This is a genomic window from Klebsiella sp. 141203 (assembly GCF_032601985.1).
GTDB classification, from domain to species: Bacteria; Pseudomonadota; Gammaproteobacteria; order Enterobacterales; family Enterobacteriaceae; genus Klebsiella; species Klebsiella aerogenes.
On sequence record NZ_JAQIRL010000001.1, the window covers coordinates 832,855 to 851,459 of the forward strand.

Below are 18,605 nucleotides of genomic sequence, written 5' to 3' on the forward strand. Positions count from 1 at the left end.
TAATACGCCATTATGCGCAAGCCCGGTATTTGAATGATTCAGGATAACTATGCAAAAAACGATTGATGTCGTCGCCGCCATTATTGAACGTGACGGCAAAATTCTCCTGGCGCAGCGCCCGCCGCACGCCGACCAACCGGGGCTGTGGGAGTTCGCCGGCGGCAAAGTCGAACATGGCGAAAGCCAGCCGCAGGCGTTAGCCCGCGAACTGGAAGAGGAACTGGCAATTGTTGCGAGGCCAACCCGCTATATCGCCAGCCATCAGCGGGAAGTCTCCGGGCGTTTGATCCACCTGCATGCCTGGTGGGTCGCCGAATTTCGCGGTGAACCCGTCGCCCGTTACCATAGCGAACTGCGTTGGTGTACCCCGGCGCAAGCATTAGCATTTGATCTGGCGCCAGCGGATATTCCTCTGCTGAATGCCTTTATCGCTCAACAGGCAGGTTAGTTTCTCTTCCCCCTCTCCGACCTGGGTCATCGTTTTTAGTTATGACCCTTGTCGAATTATAAATTTTTCTCCGCGCTCAATTTTTCCTTGTCAGCCTAACGATTTCCGGTGTTATAGTCGGAAAAACGGCATTTTCAAGGCCGGGTATAAAAAATAACAAGCAACCACAACCGTAAGGGGAAATTACATCTATGGATCAGGCGTGTACTCTGGAAAGTTTTCTCGCCCGCGTTCAACAGCGCGACCCGCATCAAACTGAATTCGCTCAAGCCGTCCGCGAAGTGATGACCACTCTGTGGCCGTTCCTTGAACAGAATCCGCGCTATCGTCAGCTCAATTTGCTGGAACGCCTGGTCGAACCGGAGCGCGTCATCCAGTTCCGCGTCGTCTGGGTTGACGATCGCAATCAGGTTCAGGTTAACCGCGCCTGGCGCGTGCAGTTCAACTCCGCGATTGGCCCGTACAAAGGCGGCATGCGCTTCCACCCGTCGGTCAACCTGTCGATCCTTAAGTTCCTGGGCTTCGAACAGACCTTCAAAAACGCCCTTACCACGCTGCCGATGGGTGGCGGTAAAGGCGGCAGCGATTTCGACCCGAAAGGTAAAAGCGACGGCGAAGTGATGCGCTTCTGCCAGGCTTTGATGACCGAACTATATCGTCATCTCGGCCCGGACACCGACGTGCCGGCGGGCGATATCGGCGTTGGCGGCCGCGAAGTCGGTTTTATGGCCGGCATGATGCGCAAGCTTTCCAACAATAGCGCCTGCGTCTTCACCGGCAAAGGTCTCTCCTTCGGCGGCAGTCTCATCCGCCCCGAGGCCACCGGTTACGGTCTGGTTTACTTTACAGAAGCGATGCTCAAGCGCCACGGTCTTGGCTTCGAAGGGATGCGCGTCGCGGTCTCCGGCTCCGGCAACGTGGCGCAGTTCGCCATTGAGAAAGCCATGGAATTCGGCGCGCGCGTCATTACCGCCTCCGATTCCAACGGTACGGTGGTAGACGAAGCCGGCTTCACCAAAGAGAAACTGGCCCGCCTGATCGATATTAAAGAGCGTAGCCACGGCCGCGTCGCCGACTACGCGCGCGAATTCGGTCTGACCTACCTCGAAGGCCAGCAGCCGTGGTCAGTGCCGGTAGATATCGCGCTGCCGTGCGCGACCCAGAACGAACTGGACGTCGATGCCGCGCAAATGCTGATCGCCAATGGCGTTAAAGCGGTTGCCGAAGGCGCCAACATGCCCACCACCATTGCCGCCACCGATCTGTTCCTCGACGCTGGCGTGCTGTTCGCGCCGGGTAAAGCAGCCAACGCTGGCGGCGTCGCCACATCCGGCCTTGAAATGGCGCAAAACGCCGCGCGTATGGGCTGGAAAGCGGAGAAAGTGGATGCGCGTCTGCACCACATTATGTTGGATATTCACCACGCCTGCGTCGAATACGGCGGTGAAGAGAAACAGACCAACTACGTTCGCGGCGCCAATATCGCCGGCTTCGTCAAGGTCGCTGACGCCATGCTGGCGCAGGGTGTGATTTAAAATACCTGCAACACCTCATCCGCTGAAGACTCTGCCGGATGAGGTGTTTTTTAGGTTCGCCATTTTTACGATAGCGGGTGAAAGGTACTTTCCAGTTCATACTGTATTATCAGGTCTTTTGCCAGAGCTTGCGCTTGCGTAATTTCCTCCGACGACATTGACTTCTTTATTTTTAACAGTATGCCTACCGGGCCAAAAATAAGTGCCCAGGCCCATGCATCAACGTAACTCTTCTCGACCCCACATCCGCAATAATAGAGTATACAGAGCACATTTTGAGCTTTTTTATGTCCTCTGAGCGCCGCCCGGGCGCACCAGGTAAATGACAGCTCTTCATCCTTCTCAACTCCTTTACCGCCTTCCTGAAAGATCTTATGAAGCATAAATGCCGCGTCAAGATCCTCACCTTGCTCATAGGACTGTGTGAACCAGTAGACGGCCTGGCGGTGATCCGCGAGATGATTTTTATACAACAGCGCAAGATTAAACTGGCCGTCATTCAAACCTTGTTCACCTGCAAGCATGTACCATTTGCTAGCCTGATGGAAATCCTGAGTCACGCCATTACCGTCCTCAAACATAATGGCCAGGCTATTTTGTGCTGCTGCGTTCCCCTGTAATGCAGCAGCATGAAAATAGTGAAACGCCGTCTGCGTATTTTTTTCTACGCCAGCTCCATCAAAATACATCATTCCTAAAGCATATTGCGCATGACTATAGTTATGTTCCGCCGCCAGATTTAACCAATAAAGCGCCTGCTGATAATCACTATCGGGAATATAACCAAAGCGATGAATCTCACCGAGATAAAATTGCGCACAACAATCATTTTGTCCAGCAGCTTTACTAAACCATTCATATGCCAGAATGTAATTCTGCGGAATACCCTGCCCATAATAATATTTATGTCCAAGTTCATTTTGCGCATTAACAAAACCCTGGATGGCCGATTGGTAACACCATTCAAACGATTTTTGGAGATCTTTTTCAACTCCCAGTCCGTCGCGGTAGAGAATACTCAGATTATGTTGAGCGGTATTTTCTCCCTGTCCCGCCGCCTTGAGATACCACTCCTTGGCCAGGTGGTAATCCTGCGCGACACCCCAGCCATGAAAGTACATGATCCCCAATTGACTTTGCGCGGCGTCATACCCACTCCCGGCGCTTTTAACGCACCAGGCAAAAGCCTTTGCCAGATCCTCTTCAACGCCAGTCCCGCCGCCACATAACATCTTTGCCAGTTCAAGCTGTGACCAGCTATTTCCTTGTTCTGCGGACTTCAGATACCACTCAAACGCCAGCGTCAGATTCTGCTCGATACCAGAACCTGTCTCATACATAACCCCCACGGCATATTGCGACTTGTCATCGCCCTGCAGCGCGGCCTGCATATACCATTCAAATGCTTTTTGCGCATTTTTTTCAACGCCAACGCCATCACGATAGAGGACTCCAACATTGTGCTGGGCAGAAATATGTCCTGACTCGGCCGCGCGGATATACCAGTATGCCGCCTGAGCGTCGTCTTTTTCGACATCCGCGCCAGCATAATATTTTTCCGCCAGTTTATTATATGAAAAGGCATGGTCCTGTTCTGCAGCTTTTAAATAACTGCTAACAACCATCGATGAAGTATAATTATTATTCTGCACGTTTATCGCGGCAATGAGCTGTCGATAACTTTGTTTATGCACGGCGGCCAGGGCATGAAAACGGTCGGACAAAGACCATATGCGCACTTTATCATCCGGTTTAAATGACCATTCAACAAGTTCAATGAGTTGGCATAAAAAATTGGATGAGAGCTGAAATTTGCCAATCTGTAATAGCAGTACGACATCGAACCACGTCTTACTTACTTCATTATCCCTTATTGAATAATAAATTTTTTTTATTTTATCGCCGCACTCCACTTCCTCAGCCCACGACATATCGGCAATAAAATGAGGTGCTATTTCTTGTTCTAATTTTTGATACAGCAGGCAACTTTCGTTTATCGCAGTCTGAATGGCGGCCCGAGTCCCGGCGGCAACCAGATGCCAACGGAAGAATTTTGCCGCAGCTAACGTCAGTAACGGGCGAGTAAGCTGCTGCAGATTGATCAGCAATTCTTCCTCAAAACGTATTCGCGCTTTCAGATCAAGATATTCGAGTTCGCCCAACGCGGCCTCGAGCTGCTTGCTGGCATTTTCAGGCTGTCTTTCATTCACCTGAAACAGACGTTCCAGCACATTTTGCCAGCCCAGTGCGCCACGGCCTACGTCAGCGGATCGTAGCGGGATAGGTCCGCGTTGCCGGGGGAAGAAAGTCTGCTCCGGATGACGTTCTCCGTCCTCTTGCTCATCATCTTCTTCATCTTCCGGAAAATTATCCTCATTCTCTTCCCAGCTCAGCGCCGCTTCATAGGCTTGACGTAGCCGCTGATAGCCCTGTGGATCGTCCTCCGGACGGTGAATTTTTACCAATTGCGCAAAACGGCGCTTAATGTCACGTGGCTCCGCTCCCGGCGCTAATCCCAGAATATCCCAACAGTTCATAGCAGTCGGTCCGTCTCAAGGTCGTCAAGAATGTGATTAAGCCGCTCACGAAAAGCAACAATCGGATCGTTATCCTGCTTTTCCAGCAAGTAGCTAAACTGCCGCGAACAATCGCTTATCCATTCGCGAGTATCACCAAGGCTCAACTGATAGAGATGATCCAGACGCGCCATTAGCGCCTGGTTTGCCTGATCATCGCGAGGATGGATTTTCAGCGCGCTGAGTTTAGCAAGCGACTGCTGAAGCTGTTCTTCCGTCAACGCTCCGGGATGCTGTTCAATCAGCAGACTGCTGCGATTGCCCGTTAACGGCACATGAATATCAACATCAAGCAGTCCGTTAATATCGTAGGTAAAACGAACTTCTATTTCGACCTCTCCTGCCGCCTTGGGTGGTACGGCAATAGAAAGCTCGGCCAGAAAGATATTATTCTCTACCATTCGGCTCTCGCCCTGATAAATTTTAAAGTCGACAGTGGATTGGTCGTCATGAACAGTATAAAATTTCCGCATTCGGCTACAAGGAATACTGCGATTGCGCTCAATAATTGGTGCAAAGTATCCCTGTTCCCGTGTGTGTCCCAAGGTCCTTGAGGTGTTAACGCCCAAGGTGAAGGGACAGACATCAGTGACCACAACATCCTCAAGTTCACTATTGCGCGCTTTGAGCGCCGCCTGGATCGCCGCCCCCTGGGCTATCACTTCGTCAGGATTAAGATGCATTGCTGGCAGGCGGCCAAAGAGTTGCGCGACAAGTTTGCGGATAAGCGGCATCCGTGTTGAACCTCCCACCAGAACGACCTGATCTAACTGAGAGATATCCAACCGGGCATCACGAATCGCCATTTCCAGCGGCTCCCGAATACGGGCGAAAAAAGATTCTAACAGCAACTCAAAATCCGTTTCGGTGATTTGCCACTGGTAGTGTTGCCCTTTTATTTCCACGCTGAAAACCGCGGCTTCACGCAGGCTCAGAGCTCTTTTAACCCGTTCAGCCTCTACCCGCAGTTGCCGCTGTAGCGTGGGTTCCCGCCATTCGATCTCTTCCATGAATTCCTGCTGTTGGCGAAAGGCCTCGACCAGAATATCGACAATATCCTCGCCACCGAGGAAGTTGTCCCCGGCACTGGCGCGTACTTCCATAATATTGTCGAACAACTCAAGGATAGAGACATCAAACGTGCCGCCACCCAGATCAAATACCAGGAACTGGTGTTCATCTTCCTGGTTGTGCAGGCCGTAGGCCAGCGCGGCGGCGGTCGGTTCGTTAATCAGACGCTCGACGGTTAACCCGGCCATACTGGCCGCAATTTTCGTTGCTTTACGTTGCACGTCGCTAAAATAGGCGGGAACGCTGATGACTGCCTCATTTACCGTTTCACCAAGGAAATTCTCAGCGTCTTCTTTTAGCTGGCGTAGTACCAGTGAAGAGAGTTCTTCCGGGCGAAAAGCCTGTTTACCCAGCATAATGGTCTGCGCAGTCCCCATCAACCGCTTGAAGTTCGCCGCGCAGTTGGCCGGCCGCACCAGTTGGAGATCGCGGGCTGCTTCACCCACCAACACCATACCGTTCTCATCAACACTCACCACACTAGGCGTAAGATATTTACCTAGTGCATTGGGTATGAGCACCGCTTGACCATTCTGCCACACGGCAGCCAGACTATTCGTTGTACCTAAATCGATACCAATTATCATTTTCGTCCTTGATATTTTCAGTCCTGAATAGATTTATTTTCTATTGCGAATAAATCTCTGCGATTACTGCTCTAGTATAAATAAAACCCACTCATTTTAAATATTATTAAAGTATGATTTGAAAAACAAATCAACACCACTACATCAGACATATAAAAAGACAGGAATCATTCAATAATAAAATATATTAATTATTCCTTCATTACAGGAAAGGTCTATTTTAAAATAAAATCCGCGATATGATATACAACATAACATTAAAATCGCCCCCTGGAATCCTTATGCGCAGGGGGCGGAGGTTATGTCGGAGTATCTTCCCCTCGATCGTGCGCAGGTGGCGTCTTTCTGCTGGTACGCTTGCGAAGTGCGCTCTTTTTCTTACCCTCGTTCGGTGAGATAATTCCACGGAACTGGCGCACCGGTGTCCTCCGCGCCTGATCGATAAGCTGGAAAAGCGTCCCTACCAGCGGCTGCATAAAGTCCTGATAGCGGCACTGTTTTTCGCTGATTTGCGTCAATACCGACTCCCAATGGGCGGTCATATCCGGGCGCGCGGCCATTTCCGGCAGGGAATGGATTAGCGCCCGACCGGCGTCCGATGAGTGGATATAGCGTCCTTTTTTATTCAGGAAACCGCGCTTAAACAGCAGCTCTATAATCCCGGCGCGGGTCGCTTCCGTCCCCAGACCGTCGGTCGCGCGGAGGATCTTTTTCAGTTCTTTATCTTGCACAAAGCGGGCAATACCGGTCATCGCCGACAGTAGCGTCGCGTCGGTAAAGTGGCGCGGCGGCTGGGTCTGTCGCTCCACCACTTCACCTTTTTCGCACAATAGCTCATCGCCTTTCGCGACCACCGGCAGCGGCGTACCATCGTTCTCTTCGTCACGCTCTTTATTACCAAGCAGCGCGCGCCAGCCCGCTTCGGCGAGGAAGCGCGCCTTGGCGACAAATTTGCCGTTAGCAATATCAAGGTCAATCTGGCACTTGCGGAATACCGCATCCGGGCAGAACTGCATCAGATACTGACGAGCGATCAGGTTATAGACTTTCTCTTCGTTATCGTTGAGTTTGACCTGACTGCTGCGCGCGGTTGGGATAATCGCGTGGTGCGCATCGACCTTTTTATCATCCCAACAGCGGTTGCGGATCTCCGGATCCATCACCGGCTGCGGTAGCAGATCCGGCGCATGGACGCTAATCGCATTCAGTACTGCATGGCGGCCGGCAAAATGTTCTTCCGGCAGGTAGCGGCTATCCGAACGCGGATAGGTAATCAGTTTGTGGGTCTCATACAGCTTCTGGCAGATATCCAGCACGTTCTGCGCGCTGAAGCCGAAGCGTTTGGCCGCTTCGATCTGTAATGCTGACAGCGAAAACGGTAGCGGCGCCGGTTCGGAATCGCGCTTATCGTTATAGCCGGTCACGATTGCCGGCTGGCCTTCGATACGTTTAACCACATGCTCGGCCAGCGGACGATGCAGTAAACGCCCCTCTTCATCCTGATAGGGTTCGCAGGCTTCGCTTGGCACCCAGGTGGCGATAAACCGCTCATCTTTTGGCGTGACAATATGCGCTTTGACGTCAAAGAAATCTTTGGCGACGAAGTTCTCTATCTCTTCATCACGACGTACCACCAACCCCAATACCGGCGTCTGTACGCGGCCAACCGACAACACCCCCTGATAGCCGGCATTACGCCCGAGAATGGTGTAGGCGCGGGTCATGTTGATGCCGTACAGCCAGTCGGCGCGAGCGCGGGCCAGCGCCGATACGCACAGCGGGACAAATTCGCTGTTCGCGCGCAGGCGGTTAATTGCCCGTTCAACCGCCTGTGGGTTCAGGTCGTTAATCAGGCAACGCTGCACCTGCTGGCGCTTTTCCGGCGCCAGCTGCAGGTAGTCCAACACTTCATCGACCAGCAGTTGCCCTTCTCTATCCGGGTCTCCCGCGTGAACCACTTCCTGCGCCTCGCCAAGCAGGCGCTTGATGACGTTCAGCTGTTTCGTGACCGACGGTTTTGGTTGCAGTTGCCACTTTTCCGGTACGATAGGAAGGTCGAGCAGGTTCCAGCGCGCATAGCGGCCGTCGTAAACATCCGGCTGCGCCTGCTCCAGCAGGTGGCCGATACACCAGGTGACCACCTGCCCGTTGCCGCACTCAATAAAGCCATCGCCTTTACGATGCGGTTTAGGCAACACATCGGCGATAGCGCGACCGAGACTCGGTTTTTCTGCAATAAACAACCGCATCTAATCAACGGATCTCGATCATTGGACGCCCGCCGCGGGCGGTTACCAGCTCGCCAATGGCGGCAAGCTTGATGCCAAATTCCGCGGCAGCGGCCTGGACTTCGGCTTCAGCTTCCGGCGTTACCGCCAGCAGCAGGCCGCCGGAAGTTTGCGGATCGCACAGCAGATCGCGCCATGCCGCCGGCATCTCGCCCATCAAGTGGCCGTAGCTGGCAAAGTTGCGTCCGGTGCCGCCCGGCACCGCTCCGGCGGCGATATAGGCTTCAACACCCGGCAGTTTAGGAATATCGGCGTAGTTTAGCTGCGCCTGAACGCCCGCGCCACGGCAGACTTCGCTGAGATGCCCCAGCAGGCCAAAACCGGTGACGTCCGTCATCGCTTTTACCCCTTCGATATTGGCAAATGCGGCGCCGGCAAGGTTCATCTGACACATGGTCTCCGTCGCCAGCCCCTGATGTTCCGGCTTCAGCAGCGATTTCTTCTCGGCGGTAGTCAGCACGCCAATACCCAGAGGTTTGGTCAGATACAGCTTGCAGCCCGCCTGCGCGGTGCTGTTTTTCTTGATACGTTCGGTTGGTACCACGCCGGTCACCGCGAGCCCGAAAATCGGTTCCGGCGCATCGATAGAGTGACCGCCCGCCAGCGCAATCCCAGCCTGCTGGCAGGCAAAACGCCCGCCTTCAACCACTTCGCGAGCAATCTCCGGCGCCAGCGTGTTGATTGGCCAGCCAAGTATCGCAATCGCCATAATCGGTTTGCCGCCCATGGCGAAAATATCGCTGATGGCGTTAGTCGCCGCGATACGGCCAAAATCAAAAGGATTATCGACGATCGGCATGAAAAAATCGGTGGTGCTGATGATCGACGTCCCGTTACCCAGATCGTAGACCGCCGCATCGTCGCTGGTTTCGTTGCCGACAAGCAGGTTCGGGTCGACAAACTTCGCCTGCTCGCTATGCAGAATGGTTTCCAGCACCTTAGGGGAAATTTTACAACCGCAACCGGCTCCGTGGCTGTATTGCGTTAAACGAATAGCTTGCTCGCTCATGGACATCTCCTGTCATTGCAATCCCGCTATGGTAGCGCCCAAACGGCAAGGTGATAAGTGCGACAGTCCGAAATCGCGAGTGGTTGCTCATTAAGCAGACAAATATGCGTTTTTGCGATACCGAACAATTTTTTCAATGTGATTTTAACTTTTACTTACAGATGACAAAAATGTGACTAAAAACAAAACCATTGTTCTGGACATATAACACCGTAAGGAAATGTAGATGAAAAAGCGCGTTCTCGCCCTCTGCCTCGCCAGCCTGTTTTCCGTTAACGCTTTCGCACTGGTCCCTGCCGGCAACGATGCAACCACTAAACCCGATCTCTATTATCTGAAAAATGCCCAGGCCATCGATAGCCTGGCGCTGTTGCCGCCGCCGCCGGAAGTTGGCAGCATCGCATTTTTAAACGATCAGGCGATGTATGAGAAAGGACGACTGCTGCGCAATACCGAACGCGGTAAACTGGCGGCTGAAGATGCCAACCTTAGCGCCGGCGGCGTGGCGAATGCCTTCTCCAGCGCCTTTGGTTCGCCCATCACCGAAAAAGACGCGCCGCAGTTGCATAAGCTGCTGACGAATATGATTGAGGATGCCGGCGATCTGGCCACCCGCAGCGCGAAAGAGAAATATATGCGCATTCGCCCGTTTGCGTTCTACGGCGTTTCAACCTGTAACACCACCGAGCAGGACAAGCTGTCGAAAAATGGCTCTTACCCTTCCGGCCACACCTCTATCGGTTGGGCAACCGCGCTGGTACTGGCGGAGATCAATCCGCAGCGGCAAAACGAAATTCTTAAGCGCGGCTATGAGCTGGGCGAAAGCCGGGTTATCTGCGGCTATCATTGGCAGAGCGACGTCGATGCGGCGCGTATTGTCGGCTCGGCGGTAGTGGCGACCCTGCACACCAACCCGGCCTTCCAGCAGCAGTTACAGAAAGCCAAAGATGAATTCGCCAAAACGCAGAAGTAACGTCATCGCCGTTGAACTCCCGGAGGCGGCGCTTAACGCGCCTTCTCCGGGCTACTAAATCGCACAGCGCTGTAGCCCCGGTAAGCAACAACGCGCCCGGCGGAACAAGCGCTGACTCAGAAGCGCGTGACGAACGGCGCGGTATCCGGACGCGCAAACGTGGTCGATGCTTTTAACTGCGGCGTGCCGAGGTAGAGAAAACCGACAATTTTGTCCTGCTCGCGGCAGCCAAAGCCTTCGCGGACAACCGGACTCTCGGTTAACGCGCCGCTACGCCAGATACCGTTATAGCCCTGCGCCACTGCGGCCATTTGCATCGCCATCACCGCACATCCTGCGGACATTTCCTGTTCCCACAGCGGTACCTTCGGATGTTCTTCACAGCGTGCGACCACCGCGATAATCAGCGGTGCGCGGAACGGCGCATTACGTGCTTTTTCAATGGCTTTTTCATCCTGCCCGGCGGCCATCGCCCCTTTTTCCAGCAGTTGGCTAAAGCGTTCGCGGCCATCATCGGCAATAATAAAGAACCGCCACGGCTGTAACGTGCCGTGATCCGGCGCGCGCATCCCCGCGTGAAGGATATTTTCCAGCTGTTCGCCAGCCGGAGCCGGGTCGGTCAGGCGCGACGCGCTGCGGCGATTTATCAGTAGTTCGAGAGCATCCATCTTTGTAACTCCTGTGATGTCATTTTGCATAAAATTAACATGCGCATGGATTTTGTTACAGCCCGATGGGTGATTCCTGCTGACAAGCGTCGGCACTCTCTTTAGGATAGCCAGACGCGGCAGCCCCTGCGGCTGACCCATCATCAAAATATTAGGGAGAATACATGCGAACCCTTTGGCGATTTCTTGCCGGATTTTTTAAATGGACATGGCGAATACTCAATTTCATTCGCCAATTCGCGCTGAACCTGGTGTTCCTGGCACTGGTGCTGATTTGCGTCGGCATCTGGGCGCAGTTTAGCAGCAGCACCGCGGAACATACCGCGCGCGGCGCGCTGCTGATGAACATCACCGGCGTGGTCGTTGATAAACCTTCCGCCAGCAGCAAACTGGGAGTCATCGGCCGCCAGCTGTTCGGCGCCAGTTCCGATCGTCTGCAGGAGAACTCGCTGTTCGATATCGTACAGACGATTCGCCAGGCGAAAGACGACCGTAATATCACCGGTATCGTACTGGATCTGAAAAACTTCGTCGGCGGCGATCAGCCCTCAATGCAGTACATCGGTAAAGCGCTACGCGAGTTCCGCGACAGCGGTAAACCGGTATATGCCGTCGGCAGCAGCTACACCCAGGGGCAATACTACCTGGCGAGCTTCGCCAATAAAATTTGGCTCTCGCCGCAGGGTGAAGTCGACCTGCACGGCTTTGCCACCAACGGTCTGTACTACAAATCGCTGCTGGATAAACTGAAAGTCTCGACCCACGTTTTCCGCGTCGGTACCTACAAATCCGCCGTCGAGCCGTTTATTCGCGACGACATGTCGCCGGCTGCGCGTGAAGCGGACAGCCGTTGGATTGGCGAACTGTGGCAGAACTATCTCAACACTATTGCCGCTAACCGCCAGATCACCGCGCAGCAGCTGTTCCCCGGCGCTCAGGGCGTGATCGACGGCCTGCGTAAAGTCGATGGCGATACCGCGAAATACGCGCTGGATAACAAGCTGGTCGACGAGCTGGCCACTTCGACGGAAGTGGAAAAAGCGCTGACTAAGCAGTTTGGCTGGAGCAAAGCGGATAACAACTATCGCGCCATTAGCTACTACGATTACAACGTCAAAGCGCCTGCTGAACAGGGTTCAGCGGTAGCGGTTATCTTTGCGAACGGCGCCATCATGGATGGTGAAGAAACGCCGGGTAACGTCGGCGGCGACACCACCGCGGCGCAAATCCGCGACGCGCGCCTGGATCCGAAAGTGAAAGCGATCGTTCTGCGCGTCAACAGCCCTGGCGGCAGCGTCAGCGCCTCGGAAGTGATTCGCGAAGAGCTGGCGGCGGCGAAAGCGGCGGGTAAACCGGTGGTGGTCTCAATGGGCGGCATGGCGGCATCCGGCGGTTACTGGATCTCCACCCCGGCGGATTACATCGTGGCGAACCCGAGCACCCTCACCGGCTCCATCGGTATCTTCGGCGTGATTAACACGGTGGAAAATACGCTCGGTTCAATTGGCGTCCATACCGATGGCGTCGCCACCTCGCCGCTGGCCGATGTCTCGACCACCAAATCGTTGCCGCCGGAAGTTCAGCAGCTGATCCAGATGAGCATCGAGAACGGTTATAAGCGCTTTATCACTCTGGTCGCCAACGCGCGTAAGAGCACGCCGGAGAAGATTGACCAAATCGCACAAGGCCACGTCTGGACCGGTGAAGACGCCAAAGCCAACGGCCTGGTAGATAGCCTCGGCGATTTCGACGACGCGGTGGCGAAAGCCGCGGAGCTGGCGAAACTGAAACAGTGGCATATCACCTGGTATCAGGAAGAACCAACGTTCTTCGCGATGGTGATGGATAGTCTGACCGGTTCGGTGCGCGCTGCTCTGCCGGCCGCGATTCAGGCATATCTGCCTGCGCCGGTTGCGGCTGCAGCAGACGTTGTGAAAACGGAAAGCGATAAACTGGCGGCATTTAACGATCCGCAGAACCGCTATGCCTTCTGTCTGACCTGCGCCAATATTCGTTAATTCCCCGTCTGCCCCCACAGTGGGGCAGCGTTTCAACGACATTAAATTCAAGCGCTTCTCTGCAACTCCCAGGGTTAGCGCTTTATTTTTTTGCCTGCCACTTTATACTGCGCCTGTTCACGTCCAACCTAAGCGATGCTATGCAAAAGAAATCGATTTACGTTGCCTACACCGGTGGGACCATCGGTATGCAGCGCTCCGATCACGGTTATATCCCCGTTTCCGGCCACCTGCAGCGCCAGCTAGCGCTGATGCCCGAGTTCCACCGTCCGGAGATGCCGGACTTCACTATTCATGAATATGCGCCGTTAATGGACTCGTCTGATATGACGCCGGAAGACTGGCAGCATATCGCTGACGACATTCGCGACCACTACGACCAGTACGATGGTTTTGTTATCCTGCACGGCACCGATACCATGGCCTTCACCGCTTCGGCGCTGTCGTTCATGCTGGAAAACTTAGGTAAGCCGGTCATTGTGACAGGGTCACAAATCCCGCTAGCCGAGCTGCGTTCCGATGGGCAAATCAACTTGCTCAATGCGCTGTACGTCGCCGCCAACTATCCCATCAACGAAGTTTCGCTGTTCTTCAATAATCGTCTGTATCGCGGCAACCGCACGACCAAGGCCCACGCAGACGGTTTTGATGCCTTTGCTTCGCCAAACCTGGCGCCGCTGCTGGAAGCCGGCATCCATATCCGCCGTCTCGGTACCCCGCCGGCGCCGCACGGAAATGGCGAGTTGATCGTCCACCCGATTACGCCGCAGCCTATCGGCGTGGTTACTATCTATCCTGGGATTTCTGCCGATGTGGTGCGTAATTTCCTGCGTCAGCCGGTGAAAGCGCTGATCCTGCGCTCCTATGGCGTAGGCAATGCGCCGCAGAACGGCGAGTTTATTCAGGTCCTGGCGGAAGCCAGCCAGCGCGGCATTGTGGTGGTGAACCTGACGCAATGCATGTCGGGTAAGGTGAATATGGGTGGCTATGCCACGGGCAACGCGCTGGCGCAGGCCGGAGTCATTAGCGGTTTTGATATGACCGTGGAAGCGACGCTGACCAAGCTACACTATCTGCTCAGTCAGAACCTTGATGGTGCGGCCATTCGAAACGCCATGCAGCAAAACCTGCGCGGCGAATTGACCCCCGATGAGTAAGGAGCAAGCCATGAGCCACCGCGCGCTGCTATTGGTCGACCTGCAAAACGATTTCTGCGCCGGCGGCGCACTCGCCGTCCCCGATGGCGACAGCACCATTGATATCGCAAATCAGCTGATCGACTGGAGTCTGGCGCGCGGCGACGCCATCATCGCAAGCCAGGACTGGCATCCGGCCAACCATGGTAGCTTTGCCAGTCAGCATCAGGCCGAGCCCTATGCCCAGGGAGAGCTCGATGGCCTGCCGCAGACTTTCTGGCCGGATCACTGCGTGCAGCATAGCGATGGCGCCGCGCTGCACCCGTTACTGAAACAGCAGGCCATCAACGCCGTGTTTCATAAAGGGCAAAACCCGGCAATCGACAGCTACAGCGCGTTTTTCGACAACGGTCACCGGCAGAAAACCGAACTGGATGGCTGGCTACGCGCGCACGGCGTGACGGAGCTGAACATTCTCGGCCTCGCGACGGATTACTGCGTTAAATTTACCGTGCTCGATGCGCTGGATTTGGGCTACACCGTTAACGTTATCACCGACGGCTGTCGCGGCGTCAACCTGCAGCCGCAGGACAGCGCCGTTGCCTTTATGGAAATGGCCGCCGCCGGAGCCACGCTCTACACCCTCGATGACTGGCTGGAAACTCAGCCCTGACCTCACGCCCGGCGCACCTCACGCCGGGCGGTATTTACCGCCTCGTTAACCTCGATAAATTGAGCTGTCTCGCAGTTTCCCCGGATAAGGGCTGATACTGTGGACAGGCTGTTTTTTCGCCACGCCATTTCCGTGGCGTGTGCTTATTTATTATTGTCAAAGAGGAACTCCGATGAAACTTTTGCCCTTGCTGGCAGCATTCCCCCTGCTCTGCGCCTCTGTCGTTTCCGCGCAATCTTATATGTCGGTCGGCTACTTTAACGGCGGCGGCGACGTCACCGCAGGCCCCGGCGGCGATATCGACAAGCTTGATGTCCGACAAATAACCCATCTTAACTACTCGTTCGGCCTTATCTACAACGATGAAAAAGACGAGACCAACGACGCGCTGAAAGACCCTGACCATCTCCATCAAATCTGGCTGTCGCCGAAAGTACAGGCGGATTTACAAAAACTGCCGGCGCTACGTCAGCAAAACCCGGATCTAAAAGTCCTGCTCTCCGTCGGCGGCTGGGGCGCGCGTGGATTTTCCGGCGCGGCGGCCACGCCGGAAAGCCGGGCGGTGTTTATCCGTTCGGTCCAGCAGGTCATTAACCAGTATGGCCTTGATGGCATCGACCTTGACTGGGAGTTTCCGGTTAACGGCGCCTGGGGATTGGTGGCCAGCCAGCCGGCGGATCGCGATAACTTTACCGCGTTGCTGAAAGAACTACGTGCCGCCGTCGGCACTAAGAAACTGGTGACCATCGCCGTAGGCGCCAATGTTGAAAGTCCAAAAAGCTGGGTCGACGTGAAAGCGGTCGCCCCGCAGCTGGATTACATCAATCTGATGACCTACGACATGGCCTACGGCACGCAATATTTTAACTCAAATCTCTATGACTCCCGCCACTGGCCGACCGTAGCCGCAGCGGATAAATACAGCGCCGATTTTGTGGTGAATAACTATCTGGCAGCGGGTCTGAAACCGAGTCAGCTGAATCTCGGGATTGGTTTCTATGGCCGGGTCCCGAAACGTGCCGTCGAGCCTGGCATTGACTGGAGTAAGCCTGATGCGCAGAAAAACCCGGCCACTCAACCTTACTTCGGGGCGCAGCAGATCGAGTTGTTTAAATCGCTGGGTTATGACCTGAGCAAAGATACCTATGTGAAATACAACGATATTGTTGCCAAACTGCTCAACGATCCGCAGAAACGCTTTACTGAGCACTGGGATGACGAAGCGAAGGTGCCGTGGTTATCGGTAAATTCTGCCGATGGCAAAGCGCTGTTCGCCCTGTCCTACGAGAACCCTCGTTCGGTGGCGATCAAAGCCGATTACATCAAGAGCAAAGGGTTAGCAGGCGGTATGTTCTGGGAGTATGGCGCTGATGATAAAAACCAGCTTGCCCGCCAGTTGGCCGAGTCGTTAGGCATTAAGACGCAATAAAGCATGAGCCCCGGAAGCCCTGCGCAACCGGGGTGACATGAAGAGCCGCCCGGCTAGACCGGGCGCTCAGTACGGCAGGTTACTGCGGTTTGAACGTTGCAATCGGCTTCGGCACGATACCGAAATCCTCTTTCAATTGCTGTTTACTCTTCATCACCATCTGACCGTTGGTGTCGATGGTCATGTGCTGCGCATCCGTGTTGTTGCGCGCCTGCCACAACATCACCAGCTGCATGCTGTTTTCTTTTTGTTCCGGGGTCAGCGCAACGCCGTCCGGCCATTTTCCTAACTCCACCGCGGTGGCTAAACGTTGGTACAGTTCCGGCGTCATACTGGCAATAATTTGCTCGATATCCATCATCTGCTCATCCGTCTTGGAATAATTTGCTGAATCGTTTCTTAGCCTTTAGTTCGTTCGCCGTTTTGGTCATCGGTGAAGCTTAAAGAGGCCGAATTGACGCAAAAACGCTCGCCGGTCGGCTGCGGGCCATCCGGGAAGACATGCCCCAGGTGCGCATCGCAATTGCCGCAGCGAATTTCCGTACGCTGCATCCCGTGCGAGTAATCATTGAGATAACGAATCGCGTCGTCGCTCACCGGCTCATAGAAGCTCGGCCAGCCACAGCCGGAGTCATACTTGGATTGTGAGTGAAACAGCGGCGCATCGCAGACCAGGCAGTGGTAGATGCCGTCTTTTTTATTATGTAGCAGCCGTCCGGTAAACGGCGGTTCGGTACCGTGATTCTGCGTCACATAAAACTGCATCTCGCTCAATTCTTGTTTGAGCTCGTCAGGAGATGGTTTATTAGCCATGTGATTACTTCTCGCTTTGAAAGGGCAACTTTACCCGTCGATTCTAACAAAACATTAACAATGAAACCTGTACTTTTGTTCTAAACTTATCCGATGCCATCAGGCAGCCAGATAATTGTGATGCTAATCACATTTTTATCTTATATGACCTTTAAAATTCCGGACGCAGTCCCCATATGGAATTGGGCTCAAAGGGAGAGTGAGGCAAATCAATCGCGCAAAGGTCTGCTCAGGATTGATTTGTCGCAATGATTGACACGATTCCGCTTGACGCTGCGTAAGGTTTTTGTAATTTTACAGGCAACCTTTTATTCACTAACAAATAGCTGGTGGAATATATGACTATCAAAGTAGGTATCAACGGTTTTGGCCGTATCGGTCGCATTGTTTTCCGTGCTGCTCAGAAACGTTCTGACATCGAGATCGTTGCAATCAACGACCTGTTAGACGCAGAGTACATGGCTTACATGCTGAAGTATGACTCCACTCACGGTCGTTTCGACGGCACCGTTGAAGTGAAAGACGGTCATCTGGTCGTTAACGGTAAAAAAATCCGTGTTACCGCTGAACGTGACCCGGCTAACCTGAAATGGGACGAAGTTGGTGTTGACGTTGTTGCTGAAGCAACCGGTATCTTCCTGACCGACGAAACCGCTCGTAAACACATCACCGCTGGCGCGAAAAAAGTCGTTCTGACTGGCCCGTCCAAAGACAACACTCCGATGTTCGTTCGCGGCGCTAACTTCGACACTTACGCAGGCCAGGACATCGTTTCTAACGCATCCTGCACCACCAACTGCCTGGCTCCGCTGGCTAAAGTCATCAACGACAACTTCGGTATCGTTGAAGGCCTGATGACTACCGTTCACGCGACTACCGCCACTCAGAAAACCGTTGATGGCCCGTCTCACAAAGACTGGCGCGGCGGCCGCGGCGCAGCTCAGAACATCATCCCGTCCTCTACCGGCGCTGCTAAAGCGGTAGGTAAAGTACTGCCAGAACTGAACGGCAAACTGACCGGTATGGCGTTCCGCGTTCCGACTCCGAACGTATCCGTTGTTGACCTGACCGTTCGTCTGGAAAAAGCAGCGTCCTACGAAGAAATCAAGAAAGCAATCAAAGCGGCTTCTGAAGGCGCAATGAAAGGCGTTCTGGGTTACACCGAAGACGACGTTGTATCTACCGATTTCAACGGCGAAGTTTGCACTTCCGTGTTCGATGCTAAAGCTGGTATCGCACTGAACGACAACTTCGTGAAACTGGTTTCCTGGTACGACAACGAAACTGGTTACTCCAACAAAGTTCTGGACCTGATTGCTCACATCTCCAAATAAGTTGAGATGAATAAGTAATCAATAAGAGCGGCTTCGGTCGCTCTTTT

Annotated in this window: 15 protein-coding genes; 8 read left to right on the forward strand and 7 right to left on the reverse strand. The window is 54.0% G+C overall.

Features of this window, described 5'->3' with window-relative positions; genetic code table 11:
- The first annotated feature begins 49 nt into the window (after positions 1 to 49).
- Both PGR29_RS04095 and gdhA read left to right on the forward strand, forming a co-directional pair.
- A complete protein-coding gene (locus PGR29_RS04095; protein ID WP_087859332.1) occupies positions 50 to 448 on the forward strand; it encodes a pyrimidine (deoxy)nucleoside triphosphate diphosphatase in 399 nt (132 codons plus the stop codon).
- Positions 449 to 639: 191 nt separating this feature from the next.
- The gene (gdhA, locus tag PGR29_RS04100; RefSeq protein WP_015705776.1) at positions 640 to 1,983 is read left to right on the forward strand and encodes an NADP-specific glutamate dehydrogenase; all 1,344 of its coding nucleotides are present in this window, start codon (positions 640 to 642) and stop codon (positions 1,981 to 1,983) included.
- Positions 1,984 to 2,048: 65 nt separating this feature from the next.
- On the opposite strand, the gene PGR29_RS04105 is transcribed toward gdhA, so the two are convergent.
- The 4 genes from PGR29_RS04105 to selD form a co-directional block, all read right to left on the reverse strand.
- Entirely contained in the window at positions 2,049 to 4,520 is a 2,472-nt protein-coding gene (locus PGR29_RS04105) for a J domain-containing protein (RefSeq protein ID WP_316424100.1), read from the reverse strand.
- Positions 4,517 to 6,217, reverse strand: coding sequence for a molecular chaperone HscC (locus tag PGR29_RS04110; RefSeq protein WP_316424101.1), 1,701 nt, complete (start codon positions 6,215 to 6,217; stop codon positions 4,517 to 4,519). Before PGR29_RS04110 ends, PGR29_RS04105 begins: the two co-directional genes overlap by 4 nt.
- A 299-nt stretch (positions 6,218 to 6,516) precedes the next feature.
- The gene (locus tag PGR29_RS04115) at positions 6,517 to 8,466 is read right to left on the reverse strand and encodes a DNA topoisomerase III (RefSeq protein WP_316424102.1); all 1,950 of its coding nucleotides are present in this window, start codon (positions 8,464 to 8,466) and stop codon (positions 6,517 to 6,519) included.
- Between the two features lie 4 nt (positions 8,467 to 8,470).
- A complete protein-coding gene (selD, locus tag PGR29_RS04120) occupies positions 8,471 to 9,514 on the reverse strand; it encodes a selenide, water dikinase SelD (RefSeq protein ID WP_032708315.1) in 1,044 nt (347 codons plus the stop codon).
- Positions 9,515 to 9,740: 226 nt separating this feature from the next.
- On the opposite strand from selD, the gene phoC reads away from it, so the two are divergent.
- Positions 9,741 to 10,487, forward strand: coding sequence for an acid phosphatase PhoC (gene phoC, locus PGR29_RS04125; protein WP_015705781.1), 747 nt, complete (start codon positions 9,741 to 9,743; stop codon positions 10,485 to 10,487).
- Between the two features lie 116 nt (positions 10,488 to 10,603).
- On the opposite strand, the gene PGR29_RS04130 is transcribed toward phoC, so the two are convergent.
- The gene (locus PGR29_RS04130; protein ID WP_316424103.1) at positions 10,604 to 11,155 is read right to left on the reverse strand and encodes an NAD(P)H nitroreductase; all 552 of its coding nucleotides are present in this window, start codon (positions 11,153 to 11,155) and stop codon (positions 10,604 to 10,606) included.
- 164 nt (positions 11,156 to 11,319) lie between these two features.
- Here PGR29_RS04130 and sppA point away from each other — a divergent pair, with 164 nt between their 5' ends.
- The 4 genes from sppA to PGR29_RS04150 all read left to right on the forward strand — a co-directional run bounded on the left by sppA (position 11,320) and on the right by PGR29_RS04150 (position 16,411).
- Positions 11,320 to 13,173, forward strand: a complete 1,854-nt coding sequence (gene sppA, locus PGR29_RS04135; protein WP_087859327.1) for a signal peptide peptidase SppA — start codon at positions 11,320 to 11,322, stop codon at positions 13,171 to 13,173.
- Between the two features lie 140 nt (positions 13,174 to 13,313).
- Positions 13,314 to 14,330 (forward strand): asparaginase, encoded by a 1,017-nt coding sequence (ansA, locus tag PGR29_RS04140; protein WP_045393280.1) that lies wholly within the window; start codon positions 13,314 to 13,316, stop codon positions 14,328 to 14,330.
- A gap of 10 nt (positions 14,331 to 14,340) precedes the next feature.
- Positions 14,341 to 14,982: a bifunctional nicotinamidase/pyrazinamidase gene (pncA, locus tag PGR29_RS04145; protein WP_213795006.1), complete on the forward strand. Its 642-nt coding sequence runs from the start codon at positions 14,341 to 14,343 to the stop codon at positions 14,980 to 14,982.
- A gap of 172 nt (positions 14,983 to 15,154) precedes the next feature.
- The gene (locus PGR29_RS04150; RefSeq protein WP_308959101.1) at positions 15,155 to 16,411 is read left to right on the forward strand and encodes a glycoside hydrolase family 18 protein; all 1,257 of its coding nucleotides are present in this window, start codon (positions 15,155 to 15,157) and stop codon (positions 16,409 to 16,411) included.
- A gap of 79 nt (positions 16,412 to 16,490) precedes the next feature.
- Here the strand turns inward: PGR29_RS04150 and PGR29_RS04155 are convergent, their stop codons facing one another.
- Both PGR29_RS04155 and msrB read right to left on the reverse strand, forming a co-directional pair.
- Positions 16,491 to 16,769 carry a YeaC family protein gene (locus PGR29_RS04155; RefSeq protein ID WP_015366149.1) on the reverse strand — a complete coding sequence of 93 codons (279 nt, stop codon included), beginning with the start codon at positions 16,767 to 16,769 and terminating at the stop codon, positions 16,491 to 16,493.
- A 41-nt stretch (positions 16,770 to 16,810) separates the two neighbouring features.
- Positions 16,811 to 17,224: a peptide-methionine (R)-S-oxide reductase MsrB gene (msrB, locus tag PGR29_RS04160; RefSeq protein ID WP_045393286.1), complete on the reverse strand. Its 414-nt coding sequence runs from the start codon at positions 17,222 to 17,224 to the stop codon at positions 16,811 to 16,813.
- A 338-nt stretch (positions 17,225 to 17,562) separates the two neighbouring features.
- Between msrB and gapA the strand changes: the two genes are divergently transcribed.
- Complete coding sequence (gene gapA / locus PGR29_RS04165) at positions 17,563 to 18,558, forward strand: glyceraldehyde-3-phosphate dehydrogenase (protein WP_004203784.1); 996 nt, start codon at positions 17,563 to 17,565, stop codon at positions 18,556 to 18,558.
- Positions 18,559 to 18,605: the final 47 nt, after the last annotated feature.

Coding starts and splice junctions, on each gene's coding strand:
- PGR29_RS04095 (WP_087859332.1), top strand. CDS start 50: ATGCAAAAAACGATTGATGTCGTCGCCGCCATTATTGAACGTGACGGC.
- PGR29_RS04105 (WP_316424100.1), bottom strand. CDS start 4,520: ATGAACTGTTGGGATATTCTGGGATTAGCGCCGGGAGCGGAGCCACGT.
- msrB (WP_045393286.1), bottom strand. CDS start 17,224: ATGGCTAATAAACCATCTCCTGACGAGCTCAAACAAGAATTGAGCGAG.
- gdhA (WP_015705776.1), top strand. CDS start 640: ATGGATCAGGCGTGTACTCTGGAAAGTTTTCTCGCCCGCGTTCAACAG.
- ansA (WP_045393280.1), top strand. CDS start 13,314: ATGCAAAAGAAATCGATTTACGTTGCCTACACCGGTGGGACCATCGGT.
- phoC (WP_015705781.1), top strand. CDS start 9,741: ATGAAAAAGCGCGTTCTCGCCCTCTGCCTCGCCAGCCTGTTTTCCGTT.
- PGR29_RS04110 (WP_316424101.1), bottom strand. CDS start 6,217: ATGATAATTGGTATCGATTTAGGTACAACGAATAGTCTGGCTGCCGTG.
- PGR29_RS04155 (WP_015366149.1), bottom strand. CDS start 16,769: ATGGATATCGAGCAAATTATTGCCAGTATGACGCCGGAACTGTACCAA.
- PGR29_RS04150 (WP_308959101.1), top strand. CDS start 15,155: ATGAAACTTTTGCCCTTGCTGGCAGCATTCCCCCTGCTCTGCGCCTCT.
- sppA (WP_087859327.1), top strand. CDS start 11,320: ATGCGAACCCTTTGGCGATTTCTTGCCGGATTTTTTAAATGGACATGG.
- gapA (WP_004203784.1), top strand. CDS start 17,563: ATGACTATCAAAGTAGGTATCAACGGTTTTGGCCGTATCGGTCGCATT.
- selD (WP_032708315.1), bottom strand. CDS start 9,514: ATGAGCGAGCAAGCTATTCGTTTAACGCAATACAGCCACGGAGCCGGT.
- PGR29_RS04130 (WP_316424103.1), bottom strand. CDS start 11,155: ATGGATGCTCTCGAACTACTGATAAATCGCCGCAGCGCGTCGCGCCTG.
- PGR29_RS04115 (WP_316424102.1), bottom strand. CDS start 8,466: ATGCGGTTGTTTATTGCAGAAAAACCGAGTCTCGGTCGCGCTATCGCC.
- pncA (WP_213795006.1), top strand. CDS start 14,341: ATGAGCCACCGCGCGCTGCTATTGGTCGACCTGCAAAACGATTTCTGC.